The organism is Rothia nasimurium (genome assembly GCF_049068285.1).
GTDB classification, from domain to species: domain Bacteria; phylum Actinomycetota; class Actinomycetes; order Actinomycetales; family Micrococcaceae; genus Rothia; species Rothia nasimurium_I.
Window position 1 is genome coordinate 15,065 of sequence record NZ_JBLKPV010000005.1, and the last position, 19,473, is coordinate 34,537.

Sequence of the window (19,473 nt, forward strand, 5' to 3'; positions counted from 1 at the left end):
TAGAATAGGTGAAGAAAAGAAACCGCCTGACAGACCTTACCCCTAGCCCCATAGAGAACCGAACCCCCATGAGCACCACCCCCGAACCCCGCTGGCTGAATGAAGAAGAGCGCGAAGCCTGGCTCTTTATCTCCTCCATCATGTTCAACCTACCCGGCCAGCTAGAAAGCCAGCTCAACAAGGACTCCAGCCTCAGCTTCGTTGAATATATGGTGCTCGCTATGCTCTCAGAAGCTCCTCATCAGAAGCTCACCATGACCGAACTGGCCCGGCAAACCAACACCCTCCTGCCGCGCCTCTCCCGCGTCGTCACCCGCCTCGAACAAGACGAATACGTTGAACGCAGCGTCTGGGCCAAGGACCGCCGCGTCTCCATCTGCCATCTGCTCCCTGCCGGCCTCGAAAAGGTGCAAGAAGCCGCACCCGGCCACGTCGAAGCCGTCCGCAATATCATCTTCGATCACCTCAACACCCGCCAGGTGGCAGCCCTCGCCAAAATCGGTGAATCCGTCCTGGGCGACAAGCCCAGTTCCATCATCACCGTCTCCCACTCCGTCCTCGAAGAGGAAGACTCGCCCGCAAAGTCATAAAAGGGCACCCCACCGGCCAGATATCGCCCAACTATCTGCCCACTCGGGTTCATACTGCAAAGCACCGTAGCCAAGACATTCACACTTCAGTAGCCTGGTAGGACACACCATACACGCAACCACCAGGTACCATTCATGCACCTTCCAGTTTTTGCTACCCGAACCATCACTGCCCTCACCCTCGCTAGCCTGGGCAAGTACGAAGGCCCTAAATGGCAGACCCTCTCGGGGTACGGTTTCAACACCTTCTTCAACGTGGATGCCTCCACCATTGGCTGGGCCCACCTCTACCCCGAGTACCACCGCCAGGCCCGCATTAACCTGGACGGTATCCGGTTCAAGTACGCCCTCAAAGGCAAGGAAACCCTGCTCAACGAGTTCATGGATGTTACCCAGGCGGTGGACTACAACCGTCCTAGCCTGAAGGGGCACCACAAGAAACATGACCGGTAGGGTTCGCCCAGCCAGGAGTTATACACAGGACTTATCCACAGCGTGGATAAGTCCTGTTTCTTTTAAAGACAGGTGCTCAAAGCGGGGTATGAGCGCGTGTGGGGGCTGTCTGGCGTTCAAAATGGGGGGTCCGGACGCCCATGCTCGGCTTTCAGGGGTAGGGATGGTGGGGCTGACTGCGGATTTATCCCCACCTGTGGATAACTCTGTGAACAATTTCCACTTAAAGCGGGGAAAAGTCGGCAGGGCTGTGGGAAAAGTGCGGGGCCGGGGGTAAAAAACTCGGGATATCACCCCCTTTAAGGGGGTTTTCCACAGGGTTTGTCCACAGGGGTGGATAAGTGACAACCGTGTTATTTTCGAACAACATCCGTGTGTTTTTCGAACTTTTCCACCGGCAGGCGCTTCAATTGCGGGGCAAAATGTCGAACAGTATCGAATCTTCCACCCGTGGTATTCGAATATCCCCAGATTTATCCCCACCTGTGGATAACTTTCCCAGGGCTTAAGTGGAAAGCTGTGCATAACCCGGGGAAGGACGTCCTCACCTCAGCCCCCCACCCCGTTTTGCCCGTGGCAAAACAAGGGGACTTATCAGGTAATCTCCCGTGACCTGGTGCCCCCCAGTGTGTAGAGTTAAACCCAGAAAGACCCGAAGACGGGGCCTTCAACGAAAGGACTAACCATGTCAGAAAAGTACGTTCTGCCGGAACTCGACTACGACTACGCAGCACTTGAACCCCACATCTCAGCCCGCATCATGGAGCTGCACCACTCCAAGCACCACGCCACCTACGTCGGCGGCGCAAACACCGCCCTGGAGAAGATGGAAGAAGCCCGCGAAAAGGGCGACTTCGCCAACATCGGCAAGCTCTCCAAGGACCTAGCCTTCAACCTGGGCGGCCACACCAACCACTCCATCTTCTGGAAGAACCTCTCCCCCGAAGGTGGCGACAAGCCCGTCGGCGAGCTGGCAGCAGCTATCGACAACGACTTCGGCTCCTTCGACGGCTTCCGCGCCCACTTCGAAAACGTAGCCCTCACCATCCAGGGCTCCGGCTGGGCCATCCTGGCCTGGGACACCGTCGGCAAGCGCCTCGTCATCGAGCAGCTCTACGACCAGCAGGGCAACATCTCCGTCGCCCTGATCCCCGTCCTGCAGCTGGACATGTGGGAGCACGCCTTCTACCTGGACTACCAGAACGTCAAGGGCGACTACGTCAAGGCCTTCTGGAACATCGTTAACTGGGAAGACGTCGCAGCCCGCTTCGACCGCGCCGTCTCCCAGACCAAGGGCCTGATCATCCCCGAGGCATAAACCTCACCCCCTGATCTCGCAGACGTAAGCCGGGTAGGGCGTCCTGACACCACTCAGGGCACTTGCCCGGCTTTGCTCTACCCTCATCGGGCTCCGGGGCCGCCGCAATCTAGCAGTAAACCGCCGAAAAAACTGGGAGCTTGCCCCCTCACTGACTAAGATGATGTGCAAGCAACCAAGGAGCACACCCATGCGCGCACCCCGCAGAACCCTCACCGCCACCCTCATGGCCGGAACCCTAGCCCTCAGTGGCTGTGGCCTCTTCGGCGGCAAGGACGCCGCTGAAACCCCCACCCCTGCAGCGTCCACGAGCAGCAGCGAGAACACTGACTCAGCCCGGATCCTCCGGGTTGTCGACTCCAACACCGTAGAAGTTGACCGCTCCGGCAAGACCGTCCAGGTTGACCTGCTCGGCGCTATCACCCCGCAGGAATTCGAGGGCAGCGAAGAGCAGAAGTGCCTGCACGTTGAAGCGAAGGGGCACATGACTAAACTCCTGCCCATCGGCGGCCCCGTCACCCTCACCTACGACCCGGCCCTAGGCCCCGGTGAAGCAACCGATGATAAGACACCGATTCAGATCACCGCCAGCGTCACCCTCGCCGACGGCGCCCTCCTCGCCGCAGAAATGGTCCGCGCCGGATACGCCGTACCCTCAACCGCTACCAGCGGGCTTGACCAAGAAGCTATCAGCGCAGCCCACCAAGAGGCTGACCTGAAACAAGCCGGCCTCTACAGCCGCACCACCGACTGCACCATTCCCGCCCGCCTCGACCGCATTACCAAAGACCTCAATACCGCCCAAGGCCTGGATTTGAAAGGACCCATCGACGCCGCCCGCGAACTCACCGACAAACTCAAGGGCTATGAAGGAAATGCCGACGAACCCCTCCTGGCTACTATCGCCAGCACCCAGTCCGTGAAGAATCAGGTTGATACCCTCAACCGTCTTGTGGACAGCAAAAAAATAGTCTTTGACCTGGCAGAAGAAGCCGACAAGGAACGCCGCGAACGCGAAGAGCGCGAGAAGCAAGAGAGCGAACAGAACCAGCCTGAGAGCGAAGGGCAGGACGGCGCCGCTGAAGAACAGCCGCAGGAGGCCGTTGTCGAGGAGGCCCCAGCCCAGCCAGAGCCCCCTGCCACCTCTGAGCCCCAGCCAGAGCCCACGACACCGCCTGCCCCCACCGAAGAAGCCCCCCGAGAATCGGTCAACCCCAGCATGGATCACCCCGGGGCCTCTAACCCCGCTGAGCCTGCCCCCGGAGAAGGCCAGAGCGGGTCTACCGAGGGCTAACCCCTTGGCCGGGGAGCCGGGGTGGGGACGTCCGCCCGCCTGCTGATAGTCCAGGGGCCGCCCCACCGGTTGGTGGGAGCGGCCCCTGTTGTATCTCAAAAAGTATTAAGACTGGTCAGCGCCAGAATTTTCAGCCCGGTAGGCGGCCTCCCGGTACATGCCCAGCGGGCCCTGATCGGCAAAAGCCTGCGAATGGTTGTAACGGTAGAGACGCGGCGGGCGGTGGCGGGTGCCCTCCACCCGGCGGCCGGTATCAATAATCGACTTGGAGGCAGCAATCTGGCGGCGGAAGTTGGCCGGATCCAGGGTACGACCCAGAATAGCCTCGTAGACCTCGCGCAACTGGGCCAGGGTGAACTCCTCCCCCAGGAAGGAGTGGGCAATACGGGAGTATTCCACCTTGTTCTGCAGGCGGTAGAGGGCGTATTCCACGATTTCGTTGTGGTCAAAGGCCAGGATGGGCAGCTCGTCGATGGGGAACCAGCGGATGTTTTCGTGGACGCGGGTGCGGTTCACCTCGGTCTGCGGAATGGAAGCCCAGTAGATGACAGAGACGACCCTCTCGTGGGTGTCTTCTTCAGATGGAACGGGCAGGGAGCCACCTTCACGCATGATTTTGTAGTCAGGGGTGCGGTGGACGTCGCCGAAAGCGTAGAGCTGCTCTAGGTAGCCGGGGATCAGGCCGGTAGCCCGCTGGAGGGTGTAGCCAGCTGCCTCTTCAAGGGACATATCGGGCTGGAGGGGGCCGCCGGGTAGGGCCCACTGACCCTTGTAGGGCTCCCGGAGACGGCGGACGAGGGGCAGCCAGAGGGAGTGGTGGGCCTGACCTTCCTTGCGGCGCAGGGCCAGGATGACCGTGGAAACCGCCAGGGAAACGGAGGCGTGGTCGGCGTCCAGGTGCGCGTCGTGGTGGTCGTGGCCGGTGTGGTGGCTGGTCATGTGGCTCCCCGTCTAGTGCAAGATAAAGTCAAAGTGCCCTGAAAGGCTCCCTACTATTCTAGACGGCTAGCTGAGCGGACTTTGGTGTCGTCCGTAGGGTAAAACGCGACAGTCTGTACTTAGACCCAAAAGTAGGTGCTGAGGTACCTACCGGTGGGACTAAGTACAGACTGGTGAGCGGTGTTAGTCGATCTGGAGTTCGCCCATCTTGTCCCAGTCGTCGCCGTCGATGGTGCGGGAGATGATCTTGGGGGTGGCGGTCAGCCAAGGACGCATGGCCTCCAGGCCCTGGGCGAAGTGGTCGGAGTTGACGTGGGCGGCTGCGGCGTCGTCGTCAAAGGCTTCGACCAGGACAACCTCGTTGGGGTCCTCGACGCTTAGGGACCATTCAAACCACTTGTTGCCCGGCTCGGCGCGGGTGGCCTCGGTGAACTCGCGGGTGGCGGCGAGGAAGCCCTCGCGGTCGCCGTCCTTGATCTGGTACTTCACAACGATAAAAATCATGGGGATGCTCCTTACAGAAATGCATTTTTGTGTATGTCCATCATAGGCAGGAGGGGCACTCTGTGCCTAGCGGGGTTCGCATGGGCTCGCCTTGTTGGCGTTTATGTGAGTGACTGCTGTGCGTGGTACACAGGGTGCAATAAGTTGCATAACTGCAAATTAAAAATTTTTTTCAACCCCATTGACCGGTTTGTGTGGTGGTGGATACACTGTTTCTCAAATAGTTATAAATGTGAAGTGAATCAACTTTGCTGTTGAAAATAGTGCATTGAGATAATGGAGTCTAATGTTATGAAACTTTTGGAATATTTTATAATATCCTAATCTGTGGCGGCTTTTTGCCGGGGGGGGGGGGGTGTGATTTTCCCGTGCGGAGACCCAAGGAGCCGAAGCAGTTAAAGGGATGATTTCAGTATTAAATTTTACTTCCCGAGTATTTTTCTTTGGTGTTATTAATTTAACTTATATTTAGATAGCGTCTTGGTAGTCGCATTTAATTCAGCTGCTAAGATTTCTTGATTTTTAATAAGTACATTGTTCAAGGCAGACTAGGAAGGCGGATAATGCGTAAATTTATCTCTTGTCCACTAGTAGTTGCCGGGGTGTTGCTTGCGGGATGTTCGCCTATGCAAGAAGCTGTGCAAATCCCGGCAGAAGACCATATGAAAACAGCCGCGTTTGCAATCTATATGTCCGGCGACTATCGAGGTCTTTCTGCATATGATGAACCCGGCAGTGGAGTTATCTTTTTTCACCCAGAATCTAAGGAATGGACCCGGTGGGATTTAGGTGGGCTCGATGGTGGGGCTCTGTCTTTTGATGGTAAAAACCTCCATGTAAAAGACAAAAAGAATCACTACGTTGTCGGAAAAACAGAAACAAGAACTTTCGAACATCCCAATGCGCCGGTAAACATCGTGGATAACCAAGTTCCGCTAGTCTCCGGTGGGGCTGTCGCCTATGTCAACCGCGGGTACGCTGAGGAACCCGACCGCCTCGGGGAGTACGAATTTGAAGTAATGATCACTGAAGGCGAGAACACTGCTGTGCGCAGGGTGCCTGCCACCCTTTGGTCGTCTACTGTGTGTGAAGATGGGTCTGTATGGGCTGCAGGGTTCCAACAAGATGCTATAGAAGACCCCGTATTGGCCATGCGACCCCCTATACAAATTTATAGGATCTATCCCAATTTCTCAGATAAACCTGCTGTAAAGTATGCAGGGAAATATCTAACTGTCATAAATTCTGCTATCGCATGTATCGACAACACCATATATTTCACATCTGATAATTATATCCCTCCCCCCGAAGGGGCAGGGTATGCAGACAATCGCCATTTAGTGGGATCAAGCCTTATATCCTATGACCCTTCCACTGGTCTCGTTGTTGAAAAAGAAATGAGCGGTGATTACACCATTCGGGCAGATATGGACCAGCTGAATCCTCATTATAATGAATACTATGCTTACGGTGATAATATCTGGTGGGTTTCCGGGTATGGAAAACTTGTAAAAACTAATATTCATACAGCCGAAAATACTGCAGTTTTCGATGCTAGTGGCACTTCGTCGTTCTATAAACAATACGATAAATACCTGTTTAGGTTTGACTTTAACCATAGTGGCGACATGATTATATATAGGTACAATCTGGAAACTGAAGAGATTGAATCAGAATCCGTTGTGCCTAACATCGATGATGTAGAAAAACGCGGCCAATTCCCGTCTAGTCTTGAAATTATCGACGTTGAAGCCCTGTTGCGCCTCTAGTTGTCGTGGGATATGCGTGTGCATACATGCCCTGCCTGGCAGAAAAACACTGGCCTGACCAGGCAAAAGAGGTGGGTCTTGCTAGAACCTTCCCCAAGTCTTACGGTTATGACTCAAGGAACATATGCCCTGTAACACACTAGACGGTTCAAAGGAGAGCGCCCATGAAGGCACTCGTTTACCACGGCCCCGGCCAGCGCAGCTGGGAAGAAGTTCCCAACCCCACCATCATCGACCCCACCGACGTCATCGCCCAGGTTGATACCACCACCATCTGCGGTACCGACCTCCACATCCTCAAGGGCGACGTCCCCTCCGTCGAATCCGGCTTGCTGCCCAGGTCAGCAGGAAACCGGCAATCATGGTCAGGACGATCACGCCACCGGTGGGCAGGTTAAAGGCCCAGGACAGGTAGAGGCCCACGGTGGAAGTTACCGCCCCAAAGGCCGGGGCAAAAACCATCATGCGGCCCAGGGTGGAACAGGCCAGGCGGGCACTGGCTGCCGGAACCACAATCAAGGCCAGCACCAGCACATTACCCAGGGTCTGCAAGGAAATCACAACAGACACGGTGACTACCACATAGAGCAGAATATCCAGGGCCAGCACCGGCAGGCCTGCCGCCTTGGCGCTCTCCTTATCCAGGGACACCGCCACAATCTCCTTGTGGAAAAGGCCCAGCACAAGAAGCAGCACCGCCGCAATCACCGCAGCCTGGGCAACGTCCGCCGACGAAATACCCACAATAGAGCCGAAGAGGAAATCCTGCACCGACCCCGAATACCCCGGCGCCAGGGAAATAATGGTGATACCCAGGGCGAAGGAACCGGCAAAGAAAATACCAATCACCGCGTCCTCCTTGAGCTTCTGGTTCTGGCTAAAAATAGCCACCAGAATCGCGGTGATGACACCGGCCACCAGGCCGCCCACCACCAAGGACCCCCCGACCACAAAGGCCACCGCCAGGCCGGGAAAGACCGAGTGGGCCACGGCGTCGCCGATGAAAACCATGCCGCGCATGACCACATGGCAGCCCACCACCCCGGTAATAATCGAGGCAATCACAACAGCCCCCAGGGCCCGCGCCAGAAAAGCCAGGTTGGGGTTGAAAAGGTCTTGGATGAATTCGTAAGGGGTAATCATAGGGCTCGCTCACACCCTTCATGCTGGCCGTGCAGGAAGGCGTAGAGTTCTTCGACGCTGTGTTGCTGGGCGGGGGCATCCACGGCCAGGTTGCCGCGGACGCCCACAATACGGGTACACCAGGCGCGGGCGGCAATCATGTCGTGGGTCGACATGAGGATGGTGAGCCCGTCAGCGGTGAGGGACCGGTAGAGGGTGTTCAAAAGGTCTTGGGTGGGGGCGTCCACGCCGGTAAAAGGCTCATCGAGCAGGAGCAGCTGCGGATTGGACGCCAGGGCCCGGGCAAGAAGGACCCGCTGCTTCTGCCCGCCGGATAGTTCCCCGACGACCCGGTCCTTGAGGCCGGTCAGTTCGGCGCGGGCTAGGGCGGAGTAGACGGCCTCCCAGTCGGCCTGGCGGGGGCGACGGAACCAGCCGATGGCGCGGGTGCGTCCGCTCATAACAGCCTGCTCAACAGTAATGGGGAAGTCCCACTGGAAGAGGTGCTTCTGGGGCACATAGCCAATGCGGCCCCGGGCCTTAGCCGGGGGTGCCCCCAGCACCTCAATACGCCCGCCACTGGTGGGAACAAGGCCCAAAATGGAGCGCAGCAGGGTGGTTTTACCAGCCCCGTTGGCCCCGATAAGCCCCACAAACTCACCCGCTTCAAGGGTCAGGGAAAGGTCGGTGAGGACGGGCCGCCCCGGGTACCCTGCCGTAAGCCGGTCAACAGTAAGAACAGGGGAGGTCACTACTGGCCCCCGCCGGAGTGCTTGAAGGCCCGGGCCTTGGCAGCTGATGAGCGGCGGGTCATGAGCACAGCCCCCAGCCCGGCACCCGCTACCAGGAGAATTCCACCCACCACCATGAGGGTGCCCAGGGTAGAAGAATCCTGCCCGGAGTCAGAGGCAGCCTGGCTTGCGGCAGAGGCAGGGGTGGACGAGGAGCTGGTGGCCTCCTCGGTTGCTGCAGGGTCCTGGCTAGCCGGGGCGGTAGCGTCCTGCCCACCCTCAACGCTCTCGGGTGAACCCAGGGCGGCGGCCCCAGCGAAGACCTCCTCATTGGTGACCGAAGAACCCACCGCAAAGAGCAGGCGGGCAGTGTCACTAACGGCAGTTCCATCGGCCAGTTCAGCGTGGGCGCGAACAGTCAGGTAGTAGGCCCCAGGCTGGGTAAACACCCAGTTAGCGTGGGTGTGAACATTAGGGTCAACGAAGATATCCTGCGGTTCAGCAGAATCCGAGGTCCACAGGACCTCCGGCGCCCCAAAGGTACCGTTCTCGAGATACATCGAGAAACCACCGGGGCCCTCAACACCCTCAAGGGTAAAAGTGACCCCCCGCCCCAGGCGCTCTACCACCTGGGGATTCTGGGTGTTCCAACCGGGCCAAACCACCCCCGCCATCTCGGTCTGGGGAATCACATAGACCTGCTCCCCGGGGGCAGCCTGCACAAAGGAATAGCGGGAGTCATCCGGCACAGCCATCAGGGCAGTATCGTCCCCGCGTAGCACCACGTCAGCCGGATCCCGCCAGACCGGGGTCGCCGTTGAATCATCACGGAACATAAGCTCCCAAGAGCCCTCCACAAAGGCCGGGCCCATATCCACATGCCCGGCAGCAATCTCATGCTGGCCGGTCACCACGGGCTCATCGGGCGAAAGGGTCTGCTCCAGGGCCCGCTCTTCGGCGCTCTTATTCTCCTCCGCAGCGTAGGCTGCCGGGGGTGAAACCAGGAGGCCAGGGCCTGCCAGAAGAAGGGCGGCGATAGCCAGGGTAGTACGGGTTCGGAAAGGAGTAGGCATAGGTCTTACTTTCTGGTCGTGGTAGCTGCGGCGCAATCGGCGATGGTCTGCGCATTTGCCAGCATCATTCGGGAGTAGGTGGGAGCCTCAGCGTCGAGGGAATCAGAGTAGAGTTCGCACACCCGCACTCCCACCTCTTCGCCCACCTGCTTAAGCACGGGCGTCCTGGCCATAGAACCGCGCTCGCCGTAGAGGGCGGGCACGGCCAGGTCCTCGATAGTGCGGCGTAGGCGCTCGCGTTGCTGAATACTGGGTTCTATCCCGGCGCCGGGGGAGACGTACCCGGCGACGGTCAGCCCGTAGGTGGCAGCCAGGTAGCGGTAGCCGTCGTGGGTGGTGATGAGGTTTTTCTGGCTGGCGCTCAGCCGTCCGTAGATAGAGTGGAGCTCTTGGTCGGTGCGGGTGAGCTCCTCCATGAGGGTGGCGGTGTTGGCCCGGTAGGTGGCGGCCCCGGCCGGGTCAGCGGCGGTGAGGGTATCACGCATGAGCTGGGCGGCGGCCATGGCGTTGGGAACCGAGTGCCAGATGTGGGGGTCGATTTCCCCGTGGACGTGCTTGCCCAGCACGGCCTGGGCCAGCAGGTAAATTTGGCTGCCGGGCTTGCCGAGGAATCGGTACTGGGGCCCGGCGGGCAGTTCCTGCAGGGTGCGGGAGGGTACAGCAATGACGGTGGTGGCCGGGTCGTATTCGGTGACCTGCCCGCCAGAGTCGGTGCGGATGACCAGACGGCCGGTGTCGAGCTGGGCGGTGAGGTCGGCGTGGCCTGCGTCCAGGACGGTGACGGGCTGGCCGGTTTCTTCTTCAAGGTGGGCGGCGAGCTCGTCAGGGGCGGTGCCCACCGCAAAGTGGATGGGGGTGGCTGGGACGGGGTGGAGTCCCTCTAGAGGGTGCCCATCGGGGGTGAGGGCCTGGGCTTCAAGCTCCAACTGGTATATACCGGGTTGGGTATATGCCCAGGACAGGTGGGTATGTGCCTGGAGGGGCAACTCTGTTGAGCCCAGTGACCCAGCCGCCTTGCTCCCGTCCGCCTGGGAATCTGCAACCATCTCAACCGCTCCGAAGGTGCCGGTGATAAAGGCCGCTAGCTGGCCCGGGCCCTCGGCCCGGGTGGCCCGGAAGACCACCGATGAATCCCGGGCTAACTCGCGGTCCCGGGGGGCGCCCGAGGTGCGAAGGCCCAGCCAGATTGAATCCAGGGCTGCGTCCTCAACGATAGGGATGAGGGTACCCCCGTAGCCTTCAATTTCTTCGGCTACCGCTACAGACACCGCCCCTGCCGGAAGATTGGACTCCACCGTGCGAACCAGTTTTTGCTGCTCCAGCAGCAGGCCATTGGTGAAGGCGAGATCAGCGTAGGCAACATCGCGCACATCCCGCAGGGAGGGCTCGTAGGTGTGGGGGTCTGCCCCTGCCGGGACCAGGGAGGTTACCTGGGCCCGGTCGCCCGCTACAGCTGACGCTAAATCAGCCAGGATGGGGGTTGAGGTCACCACCTTTAAACGGGAGTCGGCCGTATCGGTGGAGCTGCCGGGCACCCCGGCCCCGGCCGCAGAACAGGCGGCCAGAACCAGGGTGCAGGCGAGGGTGGCTAGACCCTTGAGGACGCGGGTCGCCACGGGTTAAGCTCCCCGGGTCCGGCGGCGGGCAGCTACCAGGGCCAGGCCACCGGCAAGCAGGGCAACCAGGCCGCCGACGGTCAGGGTGGTGATAGCGGATGAGCCGGTGTAGGCCAGTTCTCCGCGGGCCGAGGCCTGCTGGGCGTCAGCAAGCTGGCTGGCCGTCAGGGTGCAGTCAGCGCCATCGGCGGTCTTGCCGACGATCCGCACCTGGCTACCGTCTGGGCGGGTCACAATTCCGGTGGCCTGGTCGACGCTGCCGGGGGCGGAGCCCTGCTGTTGATTCTGGGTGGATCCAGCGGGGGTGTCAGGGGTCTGGCTCGTACCGTTCTGGGGGGTTTGCGCTGCGCTGATATCGCCTACCTCAAAACGGAGGGTCCCGGTGGCGGTCTGGGTGGAGCCGTCCTTGAGCTTGGCTGACCAGGTCAGGGCCGCGGTGTAGACGCCGGGGGCGGTGAAGACCCAGTTGCCGTGCTGGTGAGTGTTGAGCGGTACGGAGAAGGAGTCCCCCACCCCGTTGAAGACGGGGGTGCCCGCACCGCCGAAGTTGCCCGAGAGGAAGACGGAGAGACGGCCCGGGCCCTGGAGGTCACTCAGGGTTAGGGTGACGGGGCCTGCCGCCTGATCAACAAGGGCGGGGTTCTGAGTGTTCCAGCCTACCCAGGGGACGTTGGCCTGCTGGGTAGCTCCGATGAGGTAGACCTCGCTCCCTGCCGGGGCGATATGGTCCATGCCTGCCGGGAGTTTGGTCTTGGCGGCATCACCCAGGATGAAGGTGAGGGCCCCGGGCTGCTTCCAGATAGCGGGGGAGGTGCGATCGTCCTTAACCTGGGCGCTGAGGGCTCCACCGTCTAGGACGGCCCCGAAGTCAAAGTGGCCGCTGGTGGCCCGGTCGGATCCGGTGTTGGTAGCGGTGACGATACTGAAGCGGGGCTTGGCGGGTAGGTCGGTGAAGGACGCCCGGTTGGCGGTTGGGGTGCCAGATTCTTGGGTTGCAGAAGCTGCCTGGTCGGCGGTCTTCACGATCTCTTCGGTGGCCAGGCACTGGGCGGGGGCTGATGAACCTGCCGGGGCCTGGGCTACCTGCTGCTGGGCAGGTTGCTGTTGTGGGGCCGGGGCAGCCGGGGCTGCGTGTTGCTGGCCTGATTGCTGGCTGGGGGCCTCGGTGGTGGGGCCTGCCGGGGTGCTTGGGGTGTGGGGTGCGGGGGCCGGGGTATTGACGAACTCAGGGTAGGCGGGGGTGGTGGGGGCGGGCTGGCTGCCCTCGGGGGCACCTGGTTCTGCAGGATTGGTGCTGGGTTCACCCGGGGCCGGGGTGGTTGGGGCCGGGCTGGTCTCTACCGGTGCCGCTTCACTGGCGTCGGGTGCGGGAGTGACCTCCGGGCTTGAGGTTGGCCCGATGACAAAGGTGTAGGTCTGCTCAGTAGATACGGGGGTGCCGTCAGCCAGGGTTGCGCTGGCCTTGAAGGTCAGCTCGTAGGTGCCCAGGGCGGTGAAGGCCCAGTTGGCGTGGACGTGGGCCCCCACAGGCTGGTTGAGGGCAGGGAGCTTCTCGCGGGAGCTAAAGACCCGGGAGGTGCCAAAGGGGGAGGACTGGAAGACTTCGACGGCACCGCCGTCCGGGGTTTTAGCCCCCACCAGTTCCAGGGTGAGAGAGTCTCCAGCCAGGGAGCCGGGGCGGATATCTTCGGTGTTCCAGCCTGGCCAGATGACGTTTGCAATCTGGGTTTGGGGGGCCAGCCAGATGGTTTGGCCCTCCTGGCCCAGGAAGTCAAAGCCTGCAGGGACCTGGACGCGGGTTTCCCCCTTGTCTTCCAGGTTGAAGACGGTGGTGGCAGGATCCAGGCGGGTGCGGGGGGCGCCGGGCAGGTCGGCGTAGGTGAAGAGGTCGAGCTTGCCGTCGGTGAGGCCCAGGGCGACGGCGTCAGTGTGTTCGGTCCGCAGGACGGTGACGGGGGCGGCCTCGGGGCTGGCGGTTGCTGTGACGCTTGCCTCGGGGTTCTGGGTGGCCTCTGTAGCGACGCTGGGGTTGACGGCCAGGGGGCCCAGGGAGAGGCCTAGGGCCAGGGCGGCAACGGAAAAGGGACGGAGGGGAAGCTGCATAGGAGGGGTACTTTCTAGTGCTCGTGCAGGTGTGTGGTGTCAGGGCACAGCAGTGTGCCCTGTTTGCTTTTCTCTGGCACCCACTCTATCTTTAATGATAATCATTCTCAAATTCTTGGGTGGGTCACTGCCGAACCCCCCAACCCCACCACCGAGAAAGCACATCATGCACAAATCAGCCCCCGGCGTTCGCGTCCGAAAAACCCCCGCCCTGACCCTCTCAGCCCTTGCCATCGCCGCCCTCATCGGGTCTTCCATGCCCGCAATCGCAGGCCCCGACGACGGCAAAATCGTCGGCACCCAAGCCCACATCGACGCCCCCCAAACCGTCTGGGAAAACAACAGCTTCAGCCTCTACGGCAAAATGCCCCACGGCGACAAGAACGACGCCCTCGTCCCCTTTGACAAGTCCGTCCTCTGGATCGGCAAGGGCTACTCAGCCCGCGAATCTGCGACCAACCAGTACATCTTCACCGTGCCTGATTCCCCCAACGCCCGCTTCCTGGGTGAACCCGGCCAGCAACTCTACATGGCCCCCTCCCTGCCCTACGGCAACCACAACCCGGCCTGGATCGGCTTCGGGGCAGACACCGACATCCCCATCGAAAACTTCCGCGACGGAACCTTCACCCTGGATTTGCTCAACGTTAAGGGCCCCGGCGTCATGGAGATGTTCACCTACCGCTCCAACTACTTCCCCAACGATGTGCGCCGTATGCTCAGCTCCACCGACCCTGACTTCCAGTCAGCCGTCCTGACCCCCGGCGCCCACACCCACAACTTCACCACCTTCTCCCGCCCCGGCCGCTACGAGGTCACCTACCGCACCGTAGCCCGCGGGCTCGACGGCCAAACCATCGAATCCAAGCCCACCACCGCCATCTGGCAGGTGGGCGGCAATCGCCCGGTAGACGGTGCTGGTGTCGCAACTGAAGCGCCCCTGGTTGAGACCTACAACAAGGCCCTCACCACCGCCCTGGCCACCGAAAACTACAGCCTGACCCTGGCCCCCAAGGCAGTCCAGGAAAAGGACGGCGACCAGCACCTCACCGACATCACCTTTGACGCTGGCCGCACCGACGTCTCCGGCACCCTCACCCTCTACAACCAGGGCTACTTCCTCACCGACGTCCGCGTTGAAGAAGGCAAGGCCACCTGGTCAGAAATGCTAGGCTCCCTAGATTCCCAGATTCAGGCAGTCTTCCTGCCGGACGGCGCTGCAACAGCCCCCGGCGCCACAGCCGCCAAGTGGGTGACCCCGGCCCTAACCTATAAGAGTGGCGGGACCGCCTCCGTCCGCTCAGCTGCAGGAGAAGGCACCTGGCCCGCCCCCGTCAACGACCCCCGCAATACCGTCCTGCCCACCGGCCACCACCAGCTGACCAGCGGTGACTACACCGTCAGCGTCGCCCCCTCCGACAAGGAAGGTTACAACCTCCTGCAGGTTAAATTCACCGACCCCACCGTCAGGGCCTACATCCACGCAGGTATGTACCGCAACGCAGACTCAGCCTCAGGCTCAGCCAACTGCTACACCTTCGTCGATAACGGGACCGCCAGCTGCTACATCAGCGCCGCCAGCTGGCTCAAAAACCACCACCTCATCCTCGCTATCACCCCCCACCCCGACATGGACGCCCGCACTGCCCGGCACACCGTCACCAGCGAATACCAGCCCGGGCAGAGCTACACCACCTCAGATGCCCTGACCCTCACCGAACCGGTCCAGCAGCCAACCCCCAGCCCCGAACCTACTGTCGAGCCCAGCCCAGAACCCAGCCCGACCCCTTCCCCCGAACCTAGCCCGGCCCCCAGTATCGAGCCGACTCCGGCCCCGTCCCCTGTGCTGCCCGCCCAGCAGTGCCAGGCCCCTGACCTAGCCGGCCGCTACCTGCTGACCGATGGCCACGTCGACATCAAGGCCACCCTCGCCGGAGGGGCCCTAGCCCTGGCCCTCAAGGACGAAACCCGCCAAATCACCACCGAAGCCACCGACCGCTCCCTCAACGAGGTTGCTTTCGGTGTCACCGAGGCTGCCCGCTTTACCCGCGGCCCCCAAATCATGGACCCCGAACTGGACTTCCTGGGCCCCGCCGGGAGCGAGTTCTACGGCCTGCCCCAAACCCAGCAGCCAGGAATCGTCTGGCCCGGTTGGAATACCCAGGACGTCGACTACAGCCAGATCACCGGGCCTGTTACCCTGCACATGGTGCCCAAGAACCTGCCCCAGGGGGCCTCCTACGGAATCTACGAACAGGACTTTGCAGGAAAGGTGACCCTCCACGCTGCCGGTGGGGCAGCCCGCGAGCAGGCCAAGACCGCAATCACCATAGACTTCGCCACCCACGCCCACGCTAACTGGGTCTTCACCAGCCCCGGCACCTACACCTTCGAGGTCTATTACAGCGCCCCGCTTCCCGACGGCACTACCGCCCGCAGCGAGATTCAGCAGGCTACCTTTGCTGTTGGCCAGCAGGCCATCGACGACTGCCTCACCGCAGTTGCAGAGCCCAGCCCTGAACCGACTGTTGAGCCGACTGTTGAGCCCAGTGCTGAACCGACTGTGGAACCCAGCGTCGAGCCCAGTGTTGAACCGACTGTAGAACCTAGTGCTGAGCCGACTGCAGAACCCAGTGTTGAACCCAGTGTCGAGCCGACTGCTGAGCCCAGCGTCGAGCCGACCAGCCAGCCCAACCCTGTGCCGAGCGCCGACCCCAGCAGCCTGCCCGTCTTTGCGCCCCAGCCGGCCCCTGCCCCTAGCACCAGCAGCCAGCCTGCTTCCACCCCCGGCGCCACTTCAGGGGCAAGCCAGTCCGCAACCCCCGGAGTCCAGGCGGATACCCCGAACGGCGGCACTGGAACCCAGCAGGGCTTCCAGCCTGCAGGCAGCCAGCCTGCTGCAAGTGGTGGGGTGCTTGCCTCCACCGGTGCCCAGGTGGCCGGTCTTGGCCTAGCTGGACTCGCAGCCCTGACGGCTGGCGTCCTGACCCTGCGCCGCCGCCAGCGCTAAGCCCCACAACCTCGTGCGGGTGAATCTATCGCCCGGCAGTTAGGCCCCGGAATCGTCCTGGGTTGACTGCCGGGCGGTCCTGTCTCTACGGGCCTCTTGGGGCAGGGCATGAGAAACATCTTGCGATTGTTCAACAATTGTGTAATCTATCTCTATGACCTAGAACGCACCGGCGCCCCCTCAAGAGGGCCGGCCGCCCGTAGCGTCCTCCAGAGACAGGGAGCAACACACATGGCTGACGCCCTCATCACCCCCAAAGAACAGGCCGACAAAGGCCGCCGCACCGCCCTCCTCGGTGCCCTCTTCCTCATGGCCACCAGCGCCATCGGCCCCGGCTTCATCACCCAAACCGGCCAATTCACCTACCAGATGGGCGCAGCCTTCGCCTTTGCGATTCTGGTATCGATCCTCATTGACATCGCCGTGCAGCTCAACGTCTGGCGCGTCATCGGCGTCTCCGGTATGAAAGCCCAAGAGCTCGCCAACTCCGTCCTACCCGGCCTGGGTATCTTCCTGGCCGTCCTGGTGGCTCTGGGCGGCTTCGTCTTCAACGTCGGCAATGTCGCCGGCGGCGGCCTGGGCCTAAACTCCATGCTCGGCATGGACGCCACCACCGGCGGTATCGTCACTGCCGTCCTGGCCATCGGCGTCTTCCTCTCCAAACGAGCCGGTGTAGCCCTGGACCGCATTGTCGTTGTCCTCGGCGCCGTCATGATCCTGGCAACCCTCTACGTCGCCATCGTCTCCAACCCGCCTGTCGGTGAAGCCCTCAAAAACACTGTCATCCCCGACGAAGTGAACTTCACTGTTATTACCACCCTGGTCGGTGGCACCGTGGGCGGCTACATCACCTACGCCGGTGCCCACCGTATGCTGGACGCCGGTATCTCAGGTGCTGAATACGTCAAGGATATCTCCCGCTCATCCGTCACCGGCATTATCATCACCGGTGTGATGCGCTTCCTGCTCTTCCTCGCAATCCTGGGCGTGGTTGCTACCGGTGTAGCCCTCGATACTGAAAAATCCATCGCTGGCCAGGCCTTCGGCATCGCAGCAGGTGAAATGGGAACCCGCCTCTTCGGTCTGATTCTCTGGGGTGCAGCTATCTCGTCGGTCATCGGTGCGGCCTTCACCTCGGTTTCCTTCCTGACCTCCTCCAAGACCTCCGTGACCGTCAAGAACGCCCTGACCATCGGCTTCATCGTTGTCTCAACCATCGTCTTCGTGATCGCGGGTAAGGCCCCCGCCACCTTGCTGATTGTTGCCGGTGCCGTCAACGGCCTGATCCTGCCGGTCGGTTTTGCGGTTCTGCTGTTTGTGGCAACCTTCCGCGCCAAGACCCTGCTCAAGGGCTACGCCTACCCCGTCTGGCTCATCGCCATCGGCTGGGTCTCCTGGCTGCTGACCATCTACCTGGGCTACAAGTCCCTCAGCGGTATTGCCGCCCTCTGGGCAGGCTAAACCCAGCCCCTGCCACCTAGGCTGTAGATAAGGACGCACCCGCCCCACCTTTCACCACGAAAGGCGGGGCGGGGGCGTCCTTGACGCTTTAAAACCCTTGCGTGAAGTAGTTGCGGGACTCCACCAGGTAATCCCGCAGGTAGGCGCGGGCGGCCTCGGCCTGGCCAGATTCAATGAGGGCAAGGAGGTGGGCGTTGCGCTCCACATAGGGGGCGTGGAAGCCCGGCACTGTCACCTGCGAAAAGAAGAGCAGGCGCATTTCAGCCAGGATGCGTGACATTGCCTGGGTTAAGCGAGCAGAGCCTGCATGATCGACCAGGGCCCGGTGAAAATCCTGGTTGGCCCCCGCCATGCCCGCGACCGACCCGCGCTCCCGGGCCTCTTCAGCCCGCGTCAGGGCCCGATGAGCCTGGGGGATAGGGCCAGCAGGAGCCACGTCCAGGGCAGCAGCCTGAATCGCCCAGCGCTCAATAAATAAATCGGCAACCTGCTCCGGGCCGGGCTTAGCCACAAACACCCCCCGGTTAGGGATTCGCTCAACCAGGTTCTGGGCCTCCAAGAGGGTGAAAGCTGCCCGCAGGGTGTTGCGGGAGACCCCCAAAGTGGCAGCCAGGTGCTCCTCGGTGAGCTTGGAACCGGGGGTGAGGGCGCCGGCGTCCATAGCGGAACGCAGGGTATCAGCCGCCCAATCGGTAGTCTGGGCATGGCTCGGCCGGGTGCGGGCAATCTCTGCCAGGGAGGGTGCAATATCGATGCTGGTAGTCTCGGGGTTCACGGTTTCATTCTACCGAGCAAGAATCCACGGCAGATAAGCGCCCAGCCCCGCCCCTGGGGAAGCGGGTAGGTGCAGAAGTTCGCTGACGTGGCGCGGGCACTCATCGTGACAAGACCCGCTATCCATAGGGTTTTTGGGTGTAGACCTGCATAACGCGAGAAGTGCCAGCTACCCAGCTTCCAAGGGCCGGATCGATAGCCTGAGTCAGGCGGACAGCGCATCGGAAAACCTTCTTAACATCAACGTTGAGCAGGCTTTCTTGATGAGCTATGCGGTTTCGAGCAGTACTTACCTGGTTGACTCGATGGGAGATGAGATACGGATAGGCGTTCTGGTGGGGAAAGGCATTTTTGATACTTTCATTCCAGAGTTTGATTTGTGCGTCGCGTATTCTCTGCTTGTCGCGACTCAGATACCTTGGATTGGAAGGGTCAGCCCTATATCTCGCATCGGGTAAAAGGCGCCCCCAAAGCCCCAGAGTTGTATGAGCAAGAATGTCGTCGTAGTTAACCGTGTGACCGTATCTGGGGTGGGTAGCAATTCGGTTACTTTGGTCAGCGACAGCTCGCTGGTAGGCCGTATCGTAAGGGGAAGTTTTTCTGCCTCGGCCTGTAATGATAAGTGTGGCTAATTCTTTGGCGGGGTGCTTTAGCCACTCCTCGCTAGCTCCACCGTATCGATATCTGGGGTCACGAGGGTGAACTTCAGGCATGGG

Annotated in this window: 15 protein-coding genes and 1 pseudogene; 8 read left to right on the top strand and 8 right to left on the bottom strand. The window is 61.1% G+C overall.

From position 1 onward, the window contains the following. The first annotated feature begins 68 nt into the window (after positions 1–68). From ACMXX3_RS05685 to ACMXX3_RS05700, 4 genes are all read left to right on the top strand, one after another. Positions 69–590, top strand: coding sequence for a MarR family winged helix-turn-helix transcriptional regulator (locus tag ACMXX3_RS05685; protein WP_421083782.1), 522 nt, complete (start codon positions 69–71; stop codon positions 588–590). Between the two features lie 135 nt (positions 591–725). Beyond that, positions 726–1,043, top strand: coding sequence for a hypothetical protein (locus tag ACMXX3_RS05690; RefSeq protein WP_421083783.1), 318 nt, complete (start codon positions 726–728; stop codon positions 1,041–1,043). A 685-nt stretch (positions 1,044–1,728) separates the two neighbouring features. Beyond that, entirely contained in the window at positions 1,729–2,361 is a 633-nt protein-coding gene (locus ACMXX3_RS05695) for a superoxide dismutase (protein WP_135012588.1), read from the top strand. 190 nt (positions 2,362–2,551) lie between these two features. Then, entirely contained in the window at positions 2,552–3,655 is a 1,104-nt protein-coding gene (locus ACMXX3_RS05700; protein ID WP_421083784.1) for a thermonuclease family protein, read from the top strand. A 105-nt stretch (positions 3,656–3,760) separates the two neighbouring features. Here the strand turns inward: ACMXX3_RS05700 and ACMXX3_RS05705 are convergent, their stop codons facing one another. Then, positions 3,761–4,594 (bottom strand): NUDIX hydrolase, encoded by an 834-nt coding sequence (locus ACMXX3_RS05705; protein ID WP_421083785.1) that lies wholly within the window; start codon positions 4,592–4,594, stop codon positions 3,761–3,763. A 183-nt stretch (positions 4,595–4,777) separates the two neighbouring features. After that, positions 4,778–5,098 (bottom strand): putative quinol monooxygenase, encoded by a 321-nt coding sequence (locus ACMXX3_RS05710; RefSeq protein WP_421083786.1) that lies wholly within the window; start codon positions 5,096–5,098, stop codon positions 4,778–4,780. 563 nt (positions 5,099–5,661) lie between these two features. Between ACMXX3_RS05710 and ACMXX3_RS05715 the strand changes: the two genes are divergently transcribed. Then, on the top strand, positions 5,662–6,867 hold the full coding sequence (locus tag ACMXX3_RS05715) for a hypothetical protein (RefSeq protein ID WP_421083787.1): 1,206 nt from the start codon (positions 5,662–5,664) through the stop codon (positions 6,865–6,867). Positions 6,868–7,031: 164 nt separating this feature from the next. After that, positions 7,032–7,196, top strand: a pseudogene (locus ACMXX3_RS05720) (alcohol dehydrogenase); the annotation flags it as partial. Here ACMXX3_RS05720 and ACMXX3_RS05725 read toward each other — a convergent pair. The 5 genes from ACMXX3_RS05725 to ACMXX3_RS05745 are packed head-to-tail and all read right to left on the bottom strand — an operon-like array spanning position 7,165 to position 13,512. Beyond that, on the bottom strand, positions 7,165–8,010 hold the full coding sequence (locus ACMXX3_RS05725; protein ID WP_421083788.1) for an anchored repeat-type ABC transporter permease subunit: 846 nt from the start codon (positions 8,008–8,010) through the stop codon (positions 7,165–7,167). The pseudogene ACMXX3_RS05720 and the gene ACMXX3_RS05725 overlap by 32 nt on opposite strands. After that, positions 8,007–8,741, bottom strand: a complete 735-nt coding sequence (locus ACMXX3_RS05730) for an anchored repeat-type ABC transporter ATP-binding subunit (RefSeq protein WP_237221558.1) — start codon at positions 8,739–8,741, stop codon at positions 8,007–8,009. Before ACMXX3_RS05730 ends, ACMXX3_RS05725 begins: the two co-directional genes overlap by 4 nt. Beyond that, positions 8,741–9,793: a choice-of-anchor M domain-containing protein gene (locus ACMXX3_RS05735; RefSeq protein WP_421083789.1), complete on the bottom strand. Its 1,053-nt coding sequence runs from the start codon at positions 9,791–9,793 to the stop codon at positions 8,741–8,743. Before ACMXX3_RS05735 ends, ACMXX3_RS05730 begins: the two co-directional genes overlap by 1 nt. Before the next feature lie 5 nt (positions 9,794–9,798). Continuing rightward, positions 9,799–11,409, bottom strand: a complete 1,611-nt coding sequence (locus tag ACMXX3_RS05740; RefSeq protein WP_421083790.1) for an anchored repeat ABC transporter, substrate-binding protein — start codon at positions 11,407–11,409, stop codon at positions 9,799–9,801. A 3-nt stretch (positions 11,410–11,412) separates the two neighbouring features. Next, a complete protein-coding gene (locus ACMXX3_RS05745; RefSeq protein WP_421083791.1) occupies positions 11,413–13,512 on the bottom strand; it encodes a TIGR03773 family transporter-associated surface protein in 2,100 nt (699 codons plus the stop codon). Positions 13,513–13,678: 166 nt separating this feature from the next. On the opposite strand from ACMXX3_RS05745, the gene ACMXX3_RS05750 reads away from it, so the two are divergent. Together ACMXX3_RS05750 and ACMXX3_RS05755 are read left to right on the top strand one after the other, a co-directional pair. Next, a complete protein-coding gene (locus tag ACMXX3_RS05750; protein WP_421083792.1) occupies positions 13,679–16,522 on the top strand; it encodes a choice-of-anchor M domain-containing protein in 2,844 nt (947 codons plus the stop codon). Between the two features lie 231 nt (positions 16,523–16,753). Continuing rightward, the gene (locus ACMXX3_RS05755; protein ID WP_421083793.1) at positions 16,754–17,983 is read left to right on the top strand and encodes an NRAMP family divalent metal transporter; all 1,230 of its coding nucleotides are present in this window, start codon (positions 16,754–16,756) and stop codon (positions 17,981–17,983) included. An 88-nt stretch (positions 17,984–18,071) separates the two neighbouring features. Here ACMXX3_RS05755 and ACMXX3_RS05760 read toward each other — a convergent pair whose 3' ends face one another. Beyond that, complete coding sequence (locus ACMXX3_RS05760; protein ID WP_421083794.1) at positions 18,072–18,758, bottom strand: GntR family transcriptional regulator; 687 nt, start codon at positions 18,756–18,758, stop codon at positions 18,072–18,074. Positions 18,759–19,473 lie beyond the last annotated feature (715 nt).

What these genes read in the sequence shown, in the direction of transcription:
- ACMXX3_RS05685 (WP_421083782.1), top strand. Translation starts at nt 69, where the DNA reads ATGAGCACCACCCCCGAACCCCGCTGGCTGAATGAAGAAGAGCGCGAA.
- ACMXX3_RS05690 (WP_421083783.1), top strand. Translation starts at nt 726, where the DNA reads ATGCACCTTCCAGTTTTTGCTACCCGAACCATCACTGCCCTCACCCTC.
- ACMXX3_RS05695 (WP_135012588.1), top strand. Translation starts at nt 1,729, where the DNA reads ATGTCAGAAAAGTACGTTCTGCCGGAACTCGACTACGACTACGCAGCA.
- ACMXX3_RS05700 (WP_421083784.1), top strand. Translation starts at nt 2,552, where the DNA reads ATGCGCGCACCCCGCAGAACCCTCACCGCCACCCTCATGGCCGGAACC.
- ACMXX3_RS05705 (WP_421083785.1), bottom strand. Translation starts at nt 4,594, where the DNA reads ATGACCAGCCACCACACCGGCCACGACCACCACGACGCGCACCTGGAC.
- ACMXX3_RS05710 (WP_421083786.1), bottom strand. Translation starts at nt 5,098, where the DNA reads ATGATTTTTATCGTTGTGAAGTACCAGATCAAGGACGGCGACCGCGAG.
- ACMXX3_RS05715 (WP_421083787.1), top strand. Translation starts at nt 5,662, where the DNA reads ATGCGTAAATTTATCTCTTGTCCACTAGTAGTTGCCGGGGTGTTGCTT.
- ACMXX3_RS05725 (WP_421083788.1), bottom strand. Translation starts at nt 8,010, where the DNA reads ATGATTACCCCTTACGAATTCATCCAAGACCTTTTCAACCCCAACCTG.
- ACMXX3_RS05735 (WP_421083789.1), bottom strand. Translation starts at nt 9,793, where the DNA reads ATGCCTACTCCTTTCCGAACCCGTACTACCCTGGCTATCGCCGCCCTT.
- ACMXX3_RS05745 (WP_421083791.1), bottom strand. Translation starts at nt 13,512, where the DNA reads ATGCAGCTTCCCCTCCGTCCCTTTTCCGTTGCCGCCCTGGCCCTAGGC.
- ACMXX3_RS05750 (WP_421083792.1), top strand. Translation starts at nt 13,679, where the DNA reads ATGCACAAATCAGCCCCCGGCGTTCGCGTCCGAAAAACCCCCGCCCTG.
- ACMXX3_RS05755 (WP_421083793.1), top strand. Translation starts at nt 16,754, where the DNA reads ATGGCTGACGCCCTCATCACCCCCAAAGAACAGGCCGACAAAGGCCGC.